The following is a 16,176-nucleotide window of genomic DNA, read 5'->3' as shown; positions in this document are numbered from 1 at the left end:
TTTCAAGGTCCACCGATGGCGACCCGCGGGCGGCGTACTACAGGCCAAAGCGACCAGAAAGGCCGCTTGTTTGCCTGTCAATACCGGTGGCGACCCGATGCGCGGGCGTTCGCTTAACGCCGCCGTTAGCCCTTCGTCGACAAAGCGTTGGCGGGTCCGATGCACACTCGCAATGCCGAGCTGGAGGGTCATAGCGATCTGCACGTCGGTCGCCCCAGTGGCAGCTTGTAGCAAGATATGGGCACGCGCGACCCGACGCGCCATCGTTTTACCTTTGCCAATGACCTCATGCAGGTATCCCTGCTCATCATCAGTGAGGTCAACCAAGTATTTGTGGATCATGGGGTTTCCTCCTGTTGACCCCACTATAGGCCATCACCCCAACCTATCAAAACTTTTGCGGCTGCCCACCAGCTTTCCGTTGCGGCGCAATTCCTCGGCCAAGCTACCCATGCCAAGCACGTCATCGAACACAATCACATCGGCCCAATCGACCTCTTGCCGCCAGTCGTCGGTTTTGGGCACAAAGCCGTCGGCAATTTCCCGCTCCTCGGGGTTTTGGATGTAATACTTGACCTCATGACCTTCCTTGACGGTCTGCCAGGCAATGTCCCCGATCAGACTATCCCAGGACACGAAGAGAAAGCGTTTGTTAGACATGAGTAGCCGACTGCTTCATGCACGTTAAGGAAGATCGATCAAATGGCTATTAACCATTGCGATAATCCAACGCCCACGGCGTGGGGATAAATTCACGGGTTTTGTCTTGTAATGTGTCGCAGCGCTTACCTTGATGAAATTCGTATTTTTGATTATTGGAAAAGACCCAAGGCTCTCCTGCCAGGCGCGCTTGCCGATAGCACTTCAGGTAAGACACTTCATCTTGATATTCCCATACATCGTAACCTTGGCTGCTTTTAACCAAGCAGCAGCCATAGCGCTCATTACCCATCGGCAATTTGATCGTGGATTCTAAAATGCCCGGCGGTGCGGCCATGACTGACGCATGGCTCCAAAGTAGTAATCCCCCCAATACAGCCAATAAAAAACTGGGTTTTTTCATATCGTAAACCTCCCTCGCGTTGATATTACGTTTTAAAAATCAATCGAATCAGCGAAATGTTATAAGTTGTGGGCCTGCGCCGCCGCATTGCCGGTATAGCTTGCCGGTGTCATGGCGAGCAAACAGTCTTTCGCTGCCTGGGGAATGGCCAAATTCGCAATAAACGCCCGCAATATCTCCCTATCCACCCGCTGACCCCGAGTGAGCGCCTTCAATTGCTCGTAAGGCTGCGCAATGCCATAGCGGCGCATGACGGTTTGAATCGGTTCGGCCAGCACTTCCCAATTATCGTCCAGATCGGCATCCAGCGCCGCCGTATTCACCTCAAGCTTACCGATCCCTTTCTCGCAGGATTGATAGGCAACCAGCGAATGCGCTAAGCCGACCCCCAGCGTCCGCAGCACGGTCGAATCGGTCAAATCTCGCTGCCAGCGCGATACCGGCAGCTTGGCGGCCAGATGATCCAACAAGGCGTTGGCAATTCCCAGATTACCCTCGGCATTCTCGAAATCGATGGGATTCACCTTATGCGGCATGGTCGAAGAACCGATTTCACCCGCTACGGTTTTTTGCCGGAAATAACCGATGGCGATGTAGCTCCAGATATCGCGACAGAAATCTAACAGCACGGTATTAGCGCGCATTACGGCGTGGAAAAACTCCGCCATGTAGTCGTGCGGCTCGATCTGGGTGGTATACGGATTCCACGCCAGTCCCAGGTCATTGGTGACGAAACGACGGGCAAACGCCTGCCAATCCACGTCTGGATAAGCGGCCAGATGGGCGTTGTAATTGCCCACCGCACCATTGATCTTCCCCAGCAAAGGCACCGCCGCCAACTGGGTACGCTGTCGCTGGAGTCGGTAAACCACATTGGCCATTTCTTTGCCAAGCGTGGTCGGTGAAGCTGGCTGGCCATGGGTGCGCGCCAGCATCGGTCGATCAGCGTGTTGATGGGCCAGGCGGGTCAGCGCGGCGATCAGATGATCCCAGCGTGGCAGCACAATCGTGTCGCGCGCCGCGCGCAGCATCAGCGCATAAGCCAGGTTATTGATGTCTTCCGACGTACAGGCGAAGTGAATGAATTCGCTAACCGCTTCCAGTTCAGCGTTACCGGCGATCTTTTCCTTGAGCAGGTATTCCACCGCCTTAACGTCGTGATTCGTAATCCGCTCAATGTCCTTGACCCGCTGGGCATCGGCGGGGCCAAAGTCCGCCACCAACGCCTGGAGGGTCTGGAGCGCGGCTTTGCTGAGCGGCGGGACTTCAGCAATCGCAGAATGGTTGGCGAGCGCTTGCAACCAGCGCACTTCAACGATCACCCGGTGACGGATCAGGCCGTACTCGCTGAAAATCGGCCGCAAAACCGTGGTTTTGTCGGCATAACGGCCGTCGATAGGTGAAATGGCGGTAAGAGCGGTCAGTTCCATGCAATGTCAGTCGTCAATGAGTCGATCCGTACCTGGCATCCAGCCGATCTCTGTTGTAATGCCAGGCCAATGATTGAGTACCGCTTTATCCTAATGCCGCCAGTGCCGCCGCATAGTTGGGTTCCTGGGCGATTTCCGGCACCAGTTCGGTATAGCGGACACGGTTATTTTCATCCAATACCACTACAGCGCGCGCGGTCAAACCGGCCAGCGGGCCGCTTTCCTGAAGAACGCCATAATCTTTGGCGAAATTGCGCGAGCGCATCATCGACAGCGGGACGACGTTGTTTAAGCCTTCGTTGTCGCAAAACCGCTTTTGCGCGAAAGGCAGATCGGTGGAAACGATCAGCACGACCGCATTAGGATGCTGCTTGGATTCTTCATTGAGCTTGCGGGTGGACAGCGCACACACCGAGGTATCAAGACTGGGGACGATGCTGATGAGCTTTTTCTTGCCGGCGAAATCGGCCAGCGTCACATCTTTAAGATCAGCGGTCACCAATTTGAAATCGGGCGCGGCGGCGCCGACAGCCGGCAAGTCGCCGTTGGTGTTCACGGGATTACCTTTGAACGTGATGGTTGCCATGAAGTAGCGCTCCTGAAAATGTTGACGGTTCGAACAACGAGCTTTTGGCATCGCCGATCCGATTCAGGCGTTGCCCCGGCCCTTGAAGTCTAGCGCTATTTTCCCAACGGCGCTTAATGAAACACGAGCCGTGTTGCATTAAGCCAACGCTTCACCTCAAACCAAAGCAGGATTAGCCAGAGTCCCTGGGTCTTCGTCTCCATCGGCGGTGGCAATGGCCGCATAGGCAGCAGCATCCAGCAAGGTGGTTAAACTTGCAGACGTTTTCAACCGGAAGATCCAGCCCTCGCCATACGGGTCCTCGTTAATCAACTCTGGATTATCCGCCAACATCTCGTTGACTTCGATGATCACTCCATCCAAGGGACTGTAGATATCCGATGCGGCTTTGACTGACTCCACCACTGCACAGGCTTCAGTGGCAGCCACCGCGCGGCCCACTTCCGGGATTTCGACGAACACCAGATCGCCCAACAGGTGCTGGGCGTGATCGGTGATGCCGACGAGGATGGTGCCATGGTCGTCGGCACGCGCCCATTCGTGGCTTTCGGTGTAGCGTAAATCAATAGGAATGATGCTGCTCATGCTGGTCTCCTCCAACAATGGCGGTTTGAAATGATCAGATCAGCGACGTAGGCGTACCAGTCATTAGCCGCCCGATCAATAGGTATGGGTCATGTATAGTTTACCGGTAGATGGCGGAATCCAAATAATGCCACCTTTTCCACAGGCCAAGACGACTAACACGGTTTCGATAGCTTTTTAAGCCGCTCTATCAAGCGATAGCGTACCTGCTGAACGTGACGGGTTGTTACGGGACATTTTAACGAGCCGGGAATATTTAGGAGGGACTGATCTCTGCTCTGCGTACTGCTTTGAAGAGACCATTGCCAGGGAGCGATTCTGCTAAAATCTCGCGATGGACGTTTCCTGGATTATCGACGATCTCAACGAACCCCAGCGTGCGGCAGTAACGGCACCGCTAGGCTATTTGCGGGTATTGGCCGGTGCCGGCAGTGGCAAGACCCGGGTGCTGACCCGCCGGATCGCCTGGCTGCTGGCAGTTGCCAACACATCACCCTGGTCAATTCTGGCCGTGACCTTCACCAATAAGGCCGCCGCCGAGATGCGCGGCCGAGTCGAGTCGATGCTGGATCATCCCATCGGCGGGCTGTGGATCGGTACGTTTCACGGCATTGCGCATCGGCTATTGCGGCAGCATTGGCAGGAAGCCCGTCTACCACGCGCTTTCCAGATCATCGACAGCGACGATCAGGGGCGACTGGTGAAACGGATATTGCGTACCTTGAATCTCGATGAGAAGAAATGGCCACCGCCGCAGGTTGCCGGCTTCATCAACCGCTGTAAGGACGAGGGCCAACGCCCGACTGATCTCGAGCAAACTGACGACCCCGCCAAACGCCAGTACCAGCGGATCTATACCCTTTACCAGCAGGAATGCGACCGTAGCGGTTTAGTCGATTTTGGGGAATTGCTGCTGCGAGCCTATGAGCTTTGGCGTGACGATGCCGAACTGCTGACCCATTATCGTGAGCGGTTTCAGCATGTGCTGGTCGATGAATTCCAGGACACTAACACCATTCAATACCGGTGGGTGCGACTGCTTGGCGGCGATCAAAGCGATGTTTTTATCGTCGGTGACGATGATCAGTGCGTCTACGGTTGGCGTGGTTCCAAGGTCGAGAATATTCAACGTTTTGCTGAAGATTTTCCCGGTACGCAAACCATCCGTCTGGAGCAGAACTACCGCTCGACCCACAACATTCTGAAAGCCGCCAACGCACTGATCGCCAACAATAGTGGGCGCTTAGGCAAGAATTTATGGACCGCCGACGGCGACGGCGAACCGATTCAGGTCTACGGTGCCTTTAACGAAGTCGATGAGGCCCGTTTCGTCGCCGAACGCATCCGTCAATGGGTGGAGCGGGGCGGCCAGCGCCGTGATGTGGCCATTCTGTATCGCTCCAACGCACAATCGCGGCTGTTTGAGGAAACGCTGATCGGTATGGCGATTCCGTACCGGATTTATGGTGGCTTGCGTTTTTTCGAGCGGGCCGAAATCAAGGATGCGCTGGCTTATCTGCGGCTGTTGGCAAATCGTGATGATGATCCTTCCTTCGAGCGGGTGGCGAATACGCCCCCGCGTGGCATCGGTGAGCGGACTTTCGACCAATTGCGAGAGGCGGGGCGCGGCCGGGGCCTTTCGCTCTGGCAGGCTGCTCTGCAACTATTAGCAGAAGGGGGGTTGCAAGGGCGGGCTGCCAACGCCGTGCGAGGCTTTCTGGCTTTGATAGAACAGCTCGATGGCAGCAGCCAGGACTCTTCACTGCCCGAACGAGTCGAGCACGCCATCAACGGCAGTGGCCTGCTGGCCATGTACCAGCAGCCTAAAGCCGATAAAGGCGAGATGCGCGCGGACAACCTGGAAGAACTCGTCAACGCCAGCGGCGATTTCATCAACAACGCTGATCCGTTGCTGGTGGGTGTCGAGGCGACTGAACCGGACTGGCTAAATGCCTTTCTCGCTCATGCCGCCCTCGAATCGGGTCAGGGCCAGGGTTCTGCGAGTGATGATTGCGTGCAACTGATGACCCTGCACATGGCCAAGGGCTTGGAGTTTCCAGTGGTCTTCCTGGTCGGATTGGAGGAGGGGTTGTTTCCGCATGGGCGTTCGGCCGGTGAGGCGCGTCAATTAGAAGAAGAACGCCGGCTGGCCTATGTTGGCGTTACCCGTGCCCGGCAGCAGCTGTATTTAAGTTATGCGGAGCAACGGACTTGGTACGGCCAGCAAAACTATCCATCGCCTTCGCGATTCATCGGCGAAATGCCTGATGAATTGCTCCGTGATATACGCGCTCGCTCAAAGCGGTTGCAACCACCTGTTGCGCCGGCACGACCCACACCAGTAGCGTCTGCGATGCCCACCGCACCCGGCGCGGGCTTGCGTCCCCGACAACGGGTTCGGCATCCGCAATTCGGCGATGGTGTGGTGCTGGAGGTCGAAGGCGCCGGCTATCACGCCCGTGCCCGAGTCGATTTTCCCCAATCCGGTGGGAGTAAGTGGTTGGTCGTCGCTTACGCCAAGCTGGAAGTGCTCTAAGTAACCCAAACCTGAACTTTTGCCGTTCTCAGGGCTGCCGGCATGATTTCTAGCATCAAATGGAAATTTTTTGATGCATTTTATCGGTATTTTTATATAAAATAATGTACTTTGTTCTATCCTATTAGAAGACTAAAGCCCTCTAAAAAGTCACTTTCGACAACCCATCGGCCTGATCAAACAAAATACCGTGAATGCCCAAAACCCTCTAGTACCGGTCGTGCGCCAATTTCCACAAGTAGTCGATTCCCGCTCCGGTGCGGCGGCGAAGCCACGCATAGCCGAACACCGCCTCACGCTCAAGGAAATACTGGACGATCTGGTCGCCGATGGCCTGGTGAGCAAGTCGGATGCCGAGCGGGCGTTGGGCGGCACCAAACTGGAGCGCGGCGAGTTGCATCCGCTGGTGGTCATCGCCAACAAAAAACTTCACCAACCCCAACCACCTCATCAAACTCTCAGTTTGGAGGTACTGACCGAATGGTTGGCGAACAAGGTCGGTTTGCCCTACCTACGCATTGACCCGCTCAAGCTGGATATCGCAGCGGTAGAGCGGTTATTGCCCTTCATTTCCTTTGAATACGCCGCCCGCTATCACATTCTACCCATCGCGGCCGACGAGAGCCGTGTGGTCTTCGCCACCACCGAGCCGTGGCTGACCGACTGGCAAAATGTCTTGGGGCAAACGCTGCGTCGCACTATCGAACGGGTCATCGCCAACCCGCTGGATGTTAGCCGCTATCAGATGGAGTTTTACGGCGTCTCGCGTTCGGTACGCGGCGCGCTCAAGGGCACGGCGGAGCCGGCATCCGGGATTCTCAATTTCGAGCAACTCTTGGAATTGGGCCGCCGGGGCGAGCTGAGCGCCGATGAACGCCCCATCGTGCAGATTGTGGACTGGCTGCTGCAATATGCGTTTTCCCAGCGGGCCAGCGACATTCATCTGGAACCACGGCGCGAGCAGGGCAATATCCGATTTCGCATTGATGGCGTGCTGAATGCGATTTACCAACTGCCGCCTGCTGTGATGGCCGCCGTCACCAGCCGCATCAAGATTCTCGGCCGGATGGATGTGGCTGAAAAGCGGCGGCCACAGGATGGTCGGATCAAGACCCGTACCCCGGCCGGCCGTGAGATTGAGCTGCGCCTGTCAACCATGCCAACCGCCTTCGGTGAAAAATGCGTGCTGCGTATTTTCGATCCCGATACGGTCACCAAGACCTTCGGCCAGCTCGGTTTCGCACCCGCTGAGGAAAAGGCATGGCGTGGGATGATTGCCCGACCGCACGGTATCGTGTTGGTCACCGGGCCGACCGGCTCCGGCAAGACCACCACTTTATATACCACGCTCAAGCAGTTGGCAGCACCAGAGGTCAACGTCTGTACGGTGGAAGACCCCATCGAAATGGTCGTGCCGGAACTAAACCAGATGCAGGTGCAACCGGCTATTGACCTCACCTTCGCACACGGTATTCGCACCCTGTTGCGGCAAGATCCCGACATTATCATGGTCGGTGAAATCCGTGATCTAGAAACCGCGCAGATGGCGGTGCAGGCTGCTTTAACCGGCCACTTGGTGCTATCCACGCTGCATACCAACGACGCCGCCTCGGCTGTGACCCGCCTGCTTGATTTGGGCGTCCCGTATTATTTGATTCAAAACGTGCTGATTGGCGTGATGGCGCAACGCCTGGTGCGGACCTTGTGTCCCCATTGCAAGGGGACCGACGAAATCGACGAGGTATTGTGGAATGCCCTGGTCCGGCCCTGGCCCTTACCGAAGCCAGCGAGCATCGGTGCACCCAACGGCTGTCCAGAATGTCGCAACACCGGTTATTTGGGGCGCGTTGGTGTCTACGAGCTGTTAGCGGTCACGCCGGGGGTACGCCACCTGTTGCGGCCGGAGCTGGATGAAGAGACGTTACGGCGTGGGGTTTTCGAGCAAGGGATGCGACCCTTACGGGTCGGCGCAGCATTACAGATCGCCGCCGGCACCACGACCTTCGAGGAAGTGGTGCAGATTTTGCCGCCTTTAACCGATTAAAAATCAGTTTTATTTTGGATACGTGTTGCCGTTTTTGACTAAATTGTTGTGAAAGCGCACAATATATTTGTGTTTTTTATGCCTGATTTTAATATCCAATAAAACATTACAACAACCAATTTAGGGGTGCGCGATGTCCTCAAAATTAGCTAAAAGCGCTGTAGCGGCCGCGTTGGCTGCGAGTTTGTTAACGGGTGTTGCCAATGCCTACCAGACTGGCGATTGGGTGGTCAGAGGCGGTATTTGGGGCGCATTCCCCAAGTCCGATAATCTCTCACTCCCTCTCGGCACGCTGGAAGTGGACGATGGCGTGACCTTTGGTTTCAACGTAACGCATATGATTACGCCGAACCTCGGCGTCGAGCTGCTCGGCGCGTGGCCATTTAGCCACGACATCAAGCTGGGTGGTCGTAAAGTCGGGGAAACCAAGCACCTGCCGCCAACCGTGACCATGCAGTATCACTTTTTGCCGCAGAATACGGTTCGGCCTTATGTGGGTCTGGGGTTGAACTACACCTTCTTCTTCGATGAAGGCACCACGGGCGCGCTGACCGGAACCAAATTAAGCCTAAAGGATTCTTGGGGCCTGGCTGCGCAAGCGGGCGTCGATATTGATATCACGCCAGATTGGTTCGTAAACCTGGACGTTCACTATATCGACATTGACACCAAAGCCAAGGTCAACGGTGCCACTCTTGGTACTGTTGAAATCGATCCTTGGGTGTTTGGCATCAACATCGGCACCCGCTTCTAAGCACTTCCCTCACGCAGCGCCGCTGCCGCCTACACGGGTGCAGCGGCGCCTCGATCCTTGGTTTGGGCCGCACCGGCAAGCGGTGTGAGGTCAAACGCACGCAGCGACCCCGTGTTGTTCAAGCCCGTTCGGGATAGCCCAACTCCTGCAAGATTTTGGTTAATTCAGCCCGGATATCGCTGTCTGCTTGCACGGTCACCCGACCGGTTGACACCTCTACTTGGATGTCGTGCGCCTGCGGGTGTTTACCCAGCCCGGCGCGGATCGCGCTGGCGCAGCCGTTGCACTTAATATTCTGCGCAAGAAATTCGAGTTCCATAGTGGAAGCCTCTGCTGATTGCCACAGCTTTGGAGTATAACCCGCCGGGGCAATCCTGCCATCTGCTGGGCAAATCGAGCCATTACGCACCAATATGGTGCGCTCTATTCTGGTTTTGCACTGATAGGGTTCGCTATCACGCTCATCATGTGGGCGCTTTTAAGGGCAATGCGCTATTTCATGCAGAAAAATCGGCACTGGCATAGTTTGTGCTCTAGTTTGGCGCAATGAGTGATGATGTCCAGCCGTTTCTCTACCCAACCGGCCAAGACCGGTTTGTCAATCCGAGGAAGCAACGAAATGAATGCTGCTGATGTAATGAAGCTGATTGAGGAAAAAGACATCAAATTCGTGGACTACCGGTTCACGGACACCCGTGGCAAGGAACAGCACGTTACGGTACCGGTCAGCGCTGTGGACGAAGATGTATTCGAAGACGGCAAGATGTTCGATGGTTCCTCAATCGCCGGTTGGAAGGGCATCCAGGAATCGGACATGATTTTGATGCCCGATCCAGTCACCGCCTTTGTCGATCCGTTCTTTGAGGAGCCGACGTTAGTCTTGACGTGTGATGTGATCGAGCCTAACACCATGCAGGGTTACGAGCGTGACCCGCGCTCGTTGGCGCGTCGCGCCGAAGCCTATCTGAAATCGACTGGCATTGCCGATACCGCCTATTTCGGCCCGGAAAACGAGTTTTTCATTTTTGATGATATCCGTTGGGGCGCCGATATCAGCGGCTGCTTTTATAAGATCGATTCCTCGGAAGCCGGTTGGAATTCCGAGCGCGCCTATGAAGGCGGCAACTTCGGCCATCGGCCGGGGGTCAAGGGCGGTTATTTTCCAGTGCCGCCGGTCGATTCGTTACACGATATCCGCGCCGCCATGTGCCTGGCGTTGGAACAGGTCGGTCACAAAGTTGAAGTGCATCATCACGAGGTCGCCACCGCAGGCCAGTGTGAGATCGGCGTCGCCTTCAATACCCTGGTGCGCAAGGCCGATGAAGTGCAGTCGCTCAAATACGTCGTGCAAAATGTGGCGCAGAGTTACGGCAAAACCGCCACTTTCATGCCCAAGCCGCTGGTCGGTGATAACGGCAGCGGGATGCACGTCCATCAGTCGCTGGCCAAGGATGGGGTCAACCTGTTCGCCGGTGATCGCTACGCCGGACTATCGGAAATCGCGCTGTATTACATTGGCGGCATCATCAAACATGCCAAGGCCCTGAATGCCTTCACCAATGCCTCTACCAATAGTTACAAGCGATTGGTGCCCCACTTTGAAGCGCCCGTGATGCTGGCCTATTCGGCTCGCAACCGCTCGGCCTCGATCCGTATTCCTTATGTCAGCAGCCCGAAAGGTCGGCGTATCGAAGTCCGCTTCCCCGATTCCACCGCCAACCCGTATCTGGCCTTCGCAGCCATGATGATGGCGGGTCTGGATGGGATTCAGAACAAGATCCATCCAGGCGATGCGATGGATAAGGATCTGTATGATCTGCCGCCGGAAGAAGAAAAGCAGATTCCCAAGGTCTGTTTCTACTTCGATGAGGCATTGGCAGCACTGAACGCCGACCGCGACTTTCTGACCAAGGGTGGCGTGTTTACCAACGATCTGATCGGTGCTTACATTACCTTAAAGCAAGAGGAAGTCACGCGGTTGCGCATGACCACCCATCCGGTGGAGTTCGACCTGTATTACAGCTTGTAATGGCGAGTCGGCTACAAGCCTGCGCAACGGGCTGATCTGATGGGCTTTGCCAGTTGTGACGCCCCTGCGGGGGCGTTCGCGTTTACGGTGGCCGGGCTGTGGACGCAAGCCTGGAGTGGTTGCACTACAATGGTGCAATCGTGCTGAAATCGGCGCAGTGGGTGATTTGCTGTCAACGTGGTGAGGTGAGCTGGCTTCGATTCTGCGCTTGGCGATGAGGGTGCTGCAAAGGCGAGACAAACATGTCCAGAGACTACTACCGTCGGGTCGTGGATGGCTTGAGTGTCGCCGTGCTGGTGCTGGATCGGCGGTTGCGCTTGCTGTTTATGAACACGGCCGCCGAAACCCTCTTCGAGCTGAGTTTCCGTAAAGCGTACAAGCTGGCCTTACCCACGCTCATCGTGGGTGGCGAAGCCTTCATCACCGGACTGCGCCATTGCCTGGCCAGCGGCTATCCGTATATCGAGCGGGAACTGCAATTGATTTTGCCGGTGGAACGTACCATCACCGTGGATTGTACTGCCGTACCCTTGCCAGAGCGTGATCCAGCCACCGAATTGCTGTTGGAGCTGCGACAGGTCGATTGGCGGCTGCGGATCGACCGGGAAGAACACATGCTGGCCCAGCATCACACCACCCGGGCATTGGTGCGCAATTTGGCGCACGAGGTGAAAAATCCCCTGGGCGGGTTGCGGGGCGCGGCCCAATTGCTGGAGCGGGAATTGCCCGACCCGGCGCTGCGCGAGTACACCGGCATCATCATCGGTGAGGCCGACCGGCTGCGTAATCTGGTGGATCGAATGCTGGGACCCAACCAGCCGAATGCGTGTGATGAGGTCAGTATCCACGAAATCCTGGAGCGGGTATGTGCCTTGGTCAAAGCCGAAGCCGCGCCTGGCATCCGCATCGAGCGGGATTACGATCCCAGCATCCCGCCGGTGTGGGGCGATGCCGACCGTCTCATTCAAGCGGTGCTCAACGTGGTGCGCAACGCTGTCCAGGCTCTCGATAGTCACGGGACGATCATTCTGCGGACTCGGGTGCAGCGTCAGTACACCATCGGTGCCAAGCGGCACAGGCTGGTCGCCCAGTTGGATGTGATCGATGACGGGCCGGGCATTCCGCCGGAGCAGCAGGATCAGATCTTTTATCCGATGGTCAGCGGCCGCCCGACCGGTACCGGGCTGGGCTTGTCGATTGCCCAGAATATCGTCAACCAGCACGGCGGCCTGATTGAATGCGCTAGCCGATCCGGTGAAACCATTTTTACGTTGTTGTTGCCCTTGGGAAAGACCGGATGAGCAAGAAAGAACATGTGTGGGTGATCGACGATGATCATGCCATCCGTTGGGTGCTGGAAAAGGCGTTGCAGCGCGAGAGCATAACCGTCACGGCTTTCGAGAGCGCCAAGGGTGTGCTGGGTGCGCTCCAGCAAGGCCGGCCCGATGCGGTGATTGCCGATATTCGGATGCCGGATATAAACGGTCTGGAATTGTTGGCGCGCTTGCATGAGCGGGCGCCCGATTTACCGGTCATCATCATGACCGCCCATTCTGACTTGGATAGCGCAGTATCCGCCTATGAGGGCGGCGCCTTCGATTATCTGCCGAAACCGTTTGATGTCGATGAGGCGGTCGCTTTAGTCCGGCGCGCGTGCCTAACCTGTCGGCAGCAAAACCAGCCCCCACTCCAGGAAGACCCCGTGCCGGAGATCATCGGCGAGGCGCCAGCGATGCAGGAGGTGTTTCGTGCCATTGGTCGGCTGGCACGCTCCAACATCACTGTGCTGATCACGGGGGAATCCGGCACCGGCAAGGAATTGGTCGCCCGTGCTTTGCACCGGCACAGCCCGCGCGCCGCCAAACCCTTCATTGCCATCAACACCGCCGCCATTCCCCGCGATTTGCTGGAGTCGGAGTTATTCGGCCATGAGCGTGGCGCGTTTACCGGCGCGCAAGCCAGCCGCCAGGGCCGATTTGAGCAGGCCAACGGCGGTACCCTGTTTCTGGACGAGATCGGCGACATGCCAGCGGAGCTACAGACCCGCTTGCTGCGCGTGGTGGCCGAAGGGGAGTTTTATCGCGTCGGTGGCCACACGCCGACTCAGGTCGATGTGCGGGTGATCGCCGCCACCCATCAAAACTTGGAGCAGCGGGTCAAGGATGGCCGCTTTCGTGAAGATCTTTACCACCGGCTGAACGTGATCCGCGTGCAATTGCCCTCGCTGAACAAACGGCGAGAGGATATCCCTTTGTTGACCCGCCATTTTCTGGGGCAGGCTGGGCGAGAGTTGGGCGTCGAGTCCAAGATATTGCGGCCTGAAACCGGCGCCTATCTGAGTGAGCTGGATTGGCCGGGCAATGTTCGCCAATTGGAGAATCTATGCCGTTGGCTAACGGTCATGGCGTCCGGTCGGGAAATCTTGCTGGCCGATTTACCGGCAGAGTTGCGCGAGCGCGGGCCGGTAACGGAGCCGAGCGGCCCCGATTGGGAAATAGCATTACGAGCCTGGGCGGGTCGCCGGCTGGCGCGTGGCGGACATAATTTGCTGGAAACCGCTCTACCCAGTTTCGAGCGGGTGCTGATTCGGGTCGCGCTGGAGCAAAGCGGCGGGCATCGCCAAGATGCGGCCCGGTTGTTGGGCTGGGGACGCAATACCTTGACGCGCAAGATCAAGGAATTGGGGATGGAGTGAGCGAGCCAGTGGTAGGTTAGTCAAAACCATGTTCGACGTACTGCTCTATGAGCCGGAAATTCCGCCCAACACAGGCAATATTATCCGGCTGTGTGCCAATACCGGCGCCCGCTTACACTTGATTCGACCGCTGGGTTTTCAGTTCGATGATCGCCATTTGCGGCGTGCGGGTTTGGATTATGCCGAGTGGGCCACAGTTCGCCTGCACCAGAATCTAGCCGCCTGTCTGGCCGAGATTAGACCAACGCGCCTGTTGGCCTTAACGACCAAAGGTTCACGCGGCTACCACACGGTCGCTTATCAGCCAGACGATGCTTTGCTGTTTGGCCCGGAAACTCGTGGGTTGCCAGCGCGTGTACTTGCCGAAATCCCATCGGAACAGCGTTTACGGGTGCCGATGCTGCCGCCTGGTCGCAGCCTTAACCTGGCAAATACGGTCGCCATTGCCCTGTACGAGGCGTGGCGGCAAAACAACTTTTGTAGTCCCAGTGGACAAGACGCCGCTGAACCGCCGAACTATCCCCCAGGTGCCGTGATCTGAAAAAGGGTACGTCGATCCGTGTTTACCGGAGACCCCCATGGCCTACCAGTTGATTAGCTTTGTCCTCTGTCCTTTTGTACAACGCGCGGTCATTGCGCTCAAGGAAAAGCGGGTTGCATTCGAGATCACCTACATTGATTTGCAAAATCCGCCGGCGTGGTTTCTCGCCATTTCACCGATGGGCAAGGTGCCGGTCTTGCGGGTGGACAGTGGTGGTGTGCTCTTCGAATCAGCCGTTATCAACGAATACTTGGATGAGACCAACCCGCCGGCGCTGCACCCGCAAGATCCCTGGCGACGGGCGCATAATCGGGCGTGGATCGAATTTGGCTCGAACTTGATCGGCCGCCAGTACCGGATGCTGACTGCGCCTGACCAAGCGACCTTGCTCCGAGAGCGGGACGGTTTTTTAGCGGAGTGGGGGCACCTGGAAAAACAGCTCGGAGATGGGCCGTTTTTTAACGGTGCGGATTTTTCGCTCGCTGATACGGCGTATGCGCCGTTGCTGATGCGGCTGGAGATCATGGAACGCCGCTATCCCCAGCAACTGCTCGAATCAACCCCGAAGATTGCCGCTTGGTGTGCGGCGCTGCTCGCTCGTCCGACGGTCAGGGAATCGGTCGTGGCGGATTTTGAGGCGCAGTTCCGGGTGTATTTCGCCGGGCAGGGCGGCTATTTGGGCGAACGTCTGGCGTGAATACGCCGCGCTTTGCTCCTTTCAGCGAATGCAACCGTTCCGCTCGCGCCGATATGGGGTGGGGCTAGCTGTGCTCGCCGCTATCGCGCGGATCATTTAGCAGATACCGGCCGCACAGTTTGTGAAAGGCTTCCGACGTCTTGCGCCCCGCCAGCCCGTCAACCCGCACGAACAGACCGGGCCAGGTATTCAAAAACCGCTGCAACGCTTCCACCGCAGGCGAAAGTTCAGAGGCGGAGAAGTGCAGCAGCGGCCCCATCGGTCGAGTACCGCCGGAAAATTCGATCACACCCTGTTCGGCCAGTCGCCGCAGCAAGACGGCGACCCCGCAGGGCTGCGCGATTGTTGTTTCCTGCCAGGTGTCGTCAGTAACGTATTTACCTTGGCTATAGTGGGTCGAATAATTCCACAAATAGGGTGAGAGCACTTCGGGATGATGGAGCCGATAGCCCCAGCCGCCGTGGCCTTCCAGCACGAACAAGGTACCGGCGACGCTCCAGTCGGCCCACTGATCCAGATGCCGTAACTGTAGTGCATCGACCGCGCTATCTTCCCACCGAAACGGCGGTTCTCCGGTCAGGGGTCGGCCATCCGGCAAATGACGGGTGCGTTCGGTCAGCGGATCGCCATTGTGCAAATGCACGTCAAAATTGCGGTCGGTATCGGCGTAATGCAGCGCTGCGACCGCGAACCAGGGCATCTTCAGCCGACCGGCCACGGCGTGATAGCGGGGCCGATCTGCCAGCAGTGCCTCAATCAAACCATCCACCTCGGCGAGGTGTTCGGAGCGGATATCGCAGGTCGCAAACAAGCGCTCATAGTCGCTTTGCAGCGCTCCAGTCAGGGCGACGCGGCTCATTGCGAGTGATCCTTAAAGTAGTCGGGTGGGAAAGACCGATGCAAAGGCTTGACTTGGGCGATAGGTCAGGCACCGGCCGCGCGCAAAGCGAGTTTCACCACCAGCCAAATCGCTAAAATGAACAGGATCGTCAAGCCGATACCGACGATGATGAAATGGGCAGGTCGGCCGTGCTCAAAATCCCGTTCGCGGTTGCGCGCGCTTTGTACGCCCAAAAATGAAGAGAGCACACTGAGAATGACATCCAGTGGGCCGGGAGGCCGACGGGCAGCTTGGGGATTGGGGTCGGTTTTATTGGAGGGGTCAGGGGCAGTCATTGAGATCAGTAGGGTTTGCGTTGGGATGTCGGGCAAGGCT

Annotated in this window: 17 protein-coding genes; 8 read left to right on the top strand and 9 right to left on the bottom strand. The window is 57.1% G+C overall.

Annotation, left to right across the window (positions count from 1 at the left end; genetic code table 11):
- The 6 genes from BN873_RS16615 to gcvH form a co-directional block, all read right to left on the bottom strand.
- Positions 1 to 342 (bottom strand): helix-turn-helix domain-containing protein (locus BN873_RS16615; protein ID WP_048676379.1); only part of this gene is annotated, 342 nt, incomplete at its 3' end.
- Between the two features lie 33 nt (positions 343 to 375).
- The gene (locus tag BN873_RS16610; RefSeq protein ID WP_048676376.1) at positions 376 to 660 is read right to left on the bottom strand and encodes a hypothetical protein; all 285 of its coding nucleotides are present in this window, start codon (positions 658 to 660) and stop codon (positions 376 to 378) included.
- A 49-nt stretch (positions 661 to 709) separates the two neighbouring features.
- Positions 710 to 1,063 carry a hypothetical protein gene (locus tag BN873_RS16605; RefSeq protein WP_048676373.1) on the bottom strand — a complete coding sequence of 118 codons (354 nt, stop codon included), beginning with the start codon at positions 1,061 to 1,063 and terminating at the stop codon, positions 710 to 712.
- Between the two features lie 59 nt (positions 1,064 to 1,122).
- Complete coding sequence (gene purB / locus BN873_RS16600; RefSeq protein WP_048676370.1) at positions 1,123 to 2,493, bottom strand: adenylosuccinate lyase; 1,371 nt, start codon at positions 2,491 to 2,493, stop codon at positions 1,123 to 1,125.
- Positions 2,494 to 2,578: 85 nt separating this feature from the next.
- Entirely contained in the window at positions 2,579 to 3,079 is a 501-nt protein-coding gene (tpx, locus tag BN873_RS16595) for a thiol peroxidase (protein ID WP_048676367.1), read from the bottom strand.
- 156 nt (positions 3,080 to 3,235) lie between these two features.
- Positions 3,236 to 3,664 (bottom strand): glycine cleavage system protein GcvH, encoded by a 429-nt coding sequence (gene gcvH, locus BN873_RS16590; RefSeq protein WP_048676364.1) that lies wholly within the window; start codon positions 3,662 to 3,664, stop codon positions 3,236 to 3,238.
- A 334-nt stretch (positions 3,665 to 3,998) separates the two neighbouring features.
- Between gcvH and uvrD the strand changes: the two genes are divergently transcribed.
- The 3 genes from uvrD to BN873_RS16575 all read left to right on the top strand — a co-directional run bounded on the left by uvrD (position 3,999) and on the right by BN873_RS16575 (position 8,998).
- Positions 3,999 to 6,200, top strand: coding sequence for a DNA helicase II (uvrD, locus tag BN873_RS16585; RefSeq protein ID WP_048676361.1), 2,202 nt, complete (start codon positions 3,999 to 4,001; stop codon positions 6,198 to 6,200).
- A gap of 190 nt (positions 6,201 to 6,390) precedes the next feature.
- Positions 6,391 to 8,244 carry a GspE/PulE family protein gene (locus BN873_RS16580; RefSeq protein WP_374727170.1) on the top strand — a complete coding sequence of 618 codons (1,854 nt, stop codon included), beginning with the start codon at positions 6,391 to 6,393 and terminating at the stop codon, positions 8,242 to 8,244.
- Positions 8,245 to 8,377: 133 nt separating this feature from the next.
- On the top strand, positions 8,378 to 8,998 hold the full coding sequence (locus tag BN873_RS16575) for an OmpW/AlkL family protein (RefSeq protein WP_048676358.1): 621 nt from the start codon (positions 8,378 to 8,380) through the stop codon (positions 8,996 to 8,998).
- Positions 8,999 to 9,116: 118 nt separating this feature from the next.
- Here BN873_RS16575 and BN873_RS16570 read toward each other — a convergent pair whose 3' ends face one another.
- Positions 9,117 to 9,317, bottom strand: coding sequence for a heavy-metal-associated domain-containing protein (locus tag BN873_RS16570; protein ID WP_048676355.1), 201 nt, complete (start codon positions 9,315 to 9,317; stop codon positions 9,117 to 9,119).
- Positions 9,318 to 9,617: 300 nt separating this feature from the next.
- On the opposite strand from BN873_RS16570, the gene glnA reads away from it, so the two are divergent.
- The 5 genes from glnA (at position 9,618) to BN873_RS16545 (ending at position 14,960) form a co-directional block, all read left to right on the top strand.
- Positions 9,618 to 11,027 carry a glutamate--ammonia ligase gene (glnA, locus tag BN873_RS16565; protein WP_048676408.1) on the top strand — a complete coding sequence of 470 codons (1,410 nt, stop codon included), beginning with the start codon at positions 9,618 to 9,620 and terminating at the stop codon, positions 11,025 to 11,027.
- A 242-nt stretch (positions 11,028 to 11,269) separates the two neighbouring features.
- Positions 11,270 to 12,328 carry a nitrogen regulation protein NR(II) gene (gene glnL, locus BN873_RS16560; RefSeq protein ID WP_048676352.1) on the top strand — a complete coding sequence of 353 codons (1,059 nt, stop codon included), beginning with the start codon at positions 11,270 to 11,272 and terminating at the stop codon, positions 12,326 to 12,328.
- Entirely contained in the window at positions 12,325 to 13,722 is a 1,398-nt protein-coding gene (glnG, locus tag BN873_RS16555) for a nitrogen regulation protein NR(I) (RefSeq protein ID WP_048676349.1), read from the top strand. The genes glnL and glnG overlap by 4 nt, the downstream gene beginning before the upstream one ends.
- Positions 13,723 to 13,750: 28 nt before the next feature.
- Positions 13,751 to 14,263 carry a tRNA (cytidine(34)-2'-O)-methyltransferase gene (locus tag BN873_RS16550; RefSeq protein WP_048676346.1) on the top strand — a complete coding sequence of 171 codons (513 nt, stop codon included), beginning with the start codon at positions 13,751 to 13,753 and terminating at the stop codon, positions 14,261 to 14,263.
- Positions 14,264 to 14,300: 37 nt separating this feature from the next.
- On the top strand, positions 14,301 to 14,960 hold the full coding sequence (locus BN873_RS16545) for a glutathione S-transferase family protein (RefSeq protein WP_048676344.1): 660 nt from the start codon (positions 14,301 to 14,303) through the stop codon (positions 14,958 to 14,960).
- A gap of 64 nt (positions 14,961 to 15,024) precedes the next feature.
- On the opposite strand, the gene BN873_RS16540 is transcribed toward BN873_RS16545, so the two are convergent.
- Both BN873_RS16540 and BN873_RS21270 read right to left on the bottom strand, forming a co-directional pair.
- On the bottom strand, positions 15,025 to 15,819 hold the full coding sequence (locus BN873_RS16540) for a hypothetical protein (RefSeq protein WP_048676341.1): 795 nt from the start codon (positions 15,817 to 15,819) through the stop codon (positions 15,025 to 15,027).
- Positions 15,820 to 15,884: 65 nt separating this feature from the next.
- The gene (locus BN873_RS21270) at positions 15,885 to 16,172 is read right to left on the bottom strand and encodes a DUF2970 domain-containing protein (RefSeq protein ID WP_320411713.1); all 288 of its coding nucleotides are present in this window, start codon (positions 16,170 to 16,172) and stop codon (positions 15,885 to 15,887) included.
- Positions 16,173 to 16,176: the final 4 nt, after the last annotated feature.

Origin of the sequence: Candidatus Competibacter denitrificans Run_A_D11, assembly GCF_001051235.1 — a bacterium.
Lineage (GTDB): Bacteria > Pseudomonadota > Gammaproteobacteria > Competibacterales > Competibacteraceae > Competibacter_A > Competibacter_A denitrificans.
This window is presented reverse-complemented; position numbering and strand designations above follow the sequence as displayed.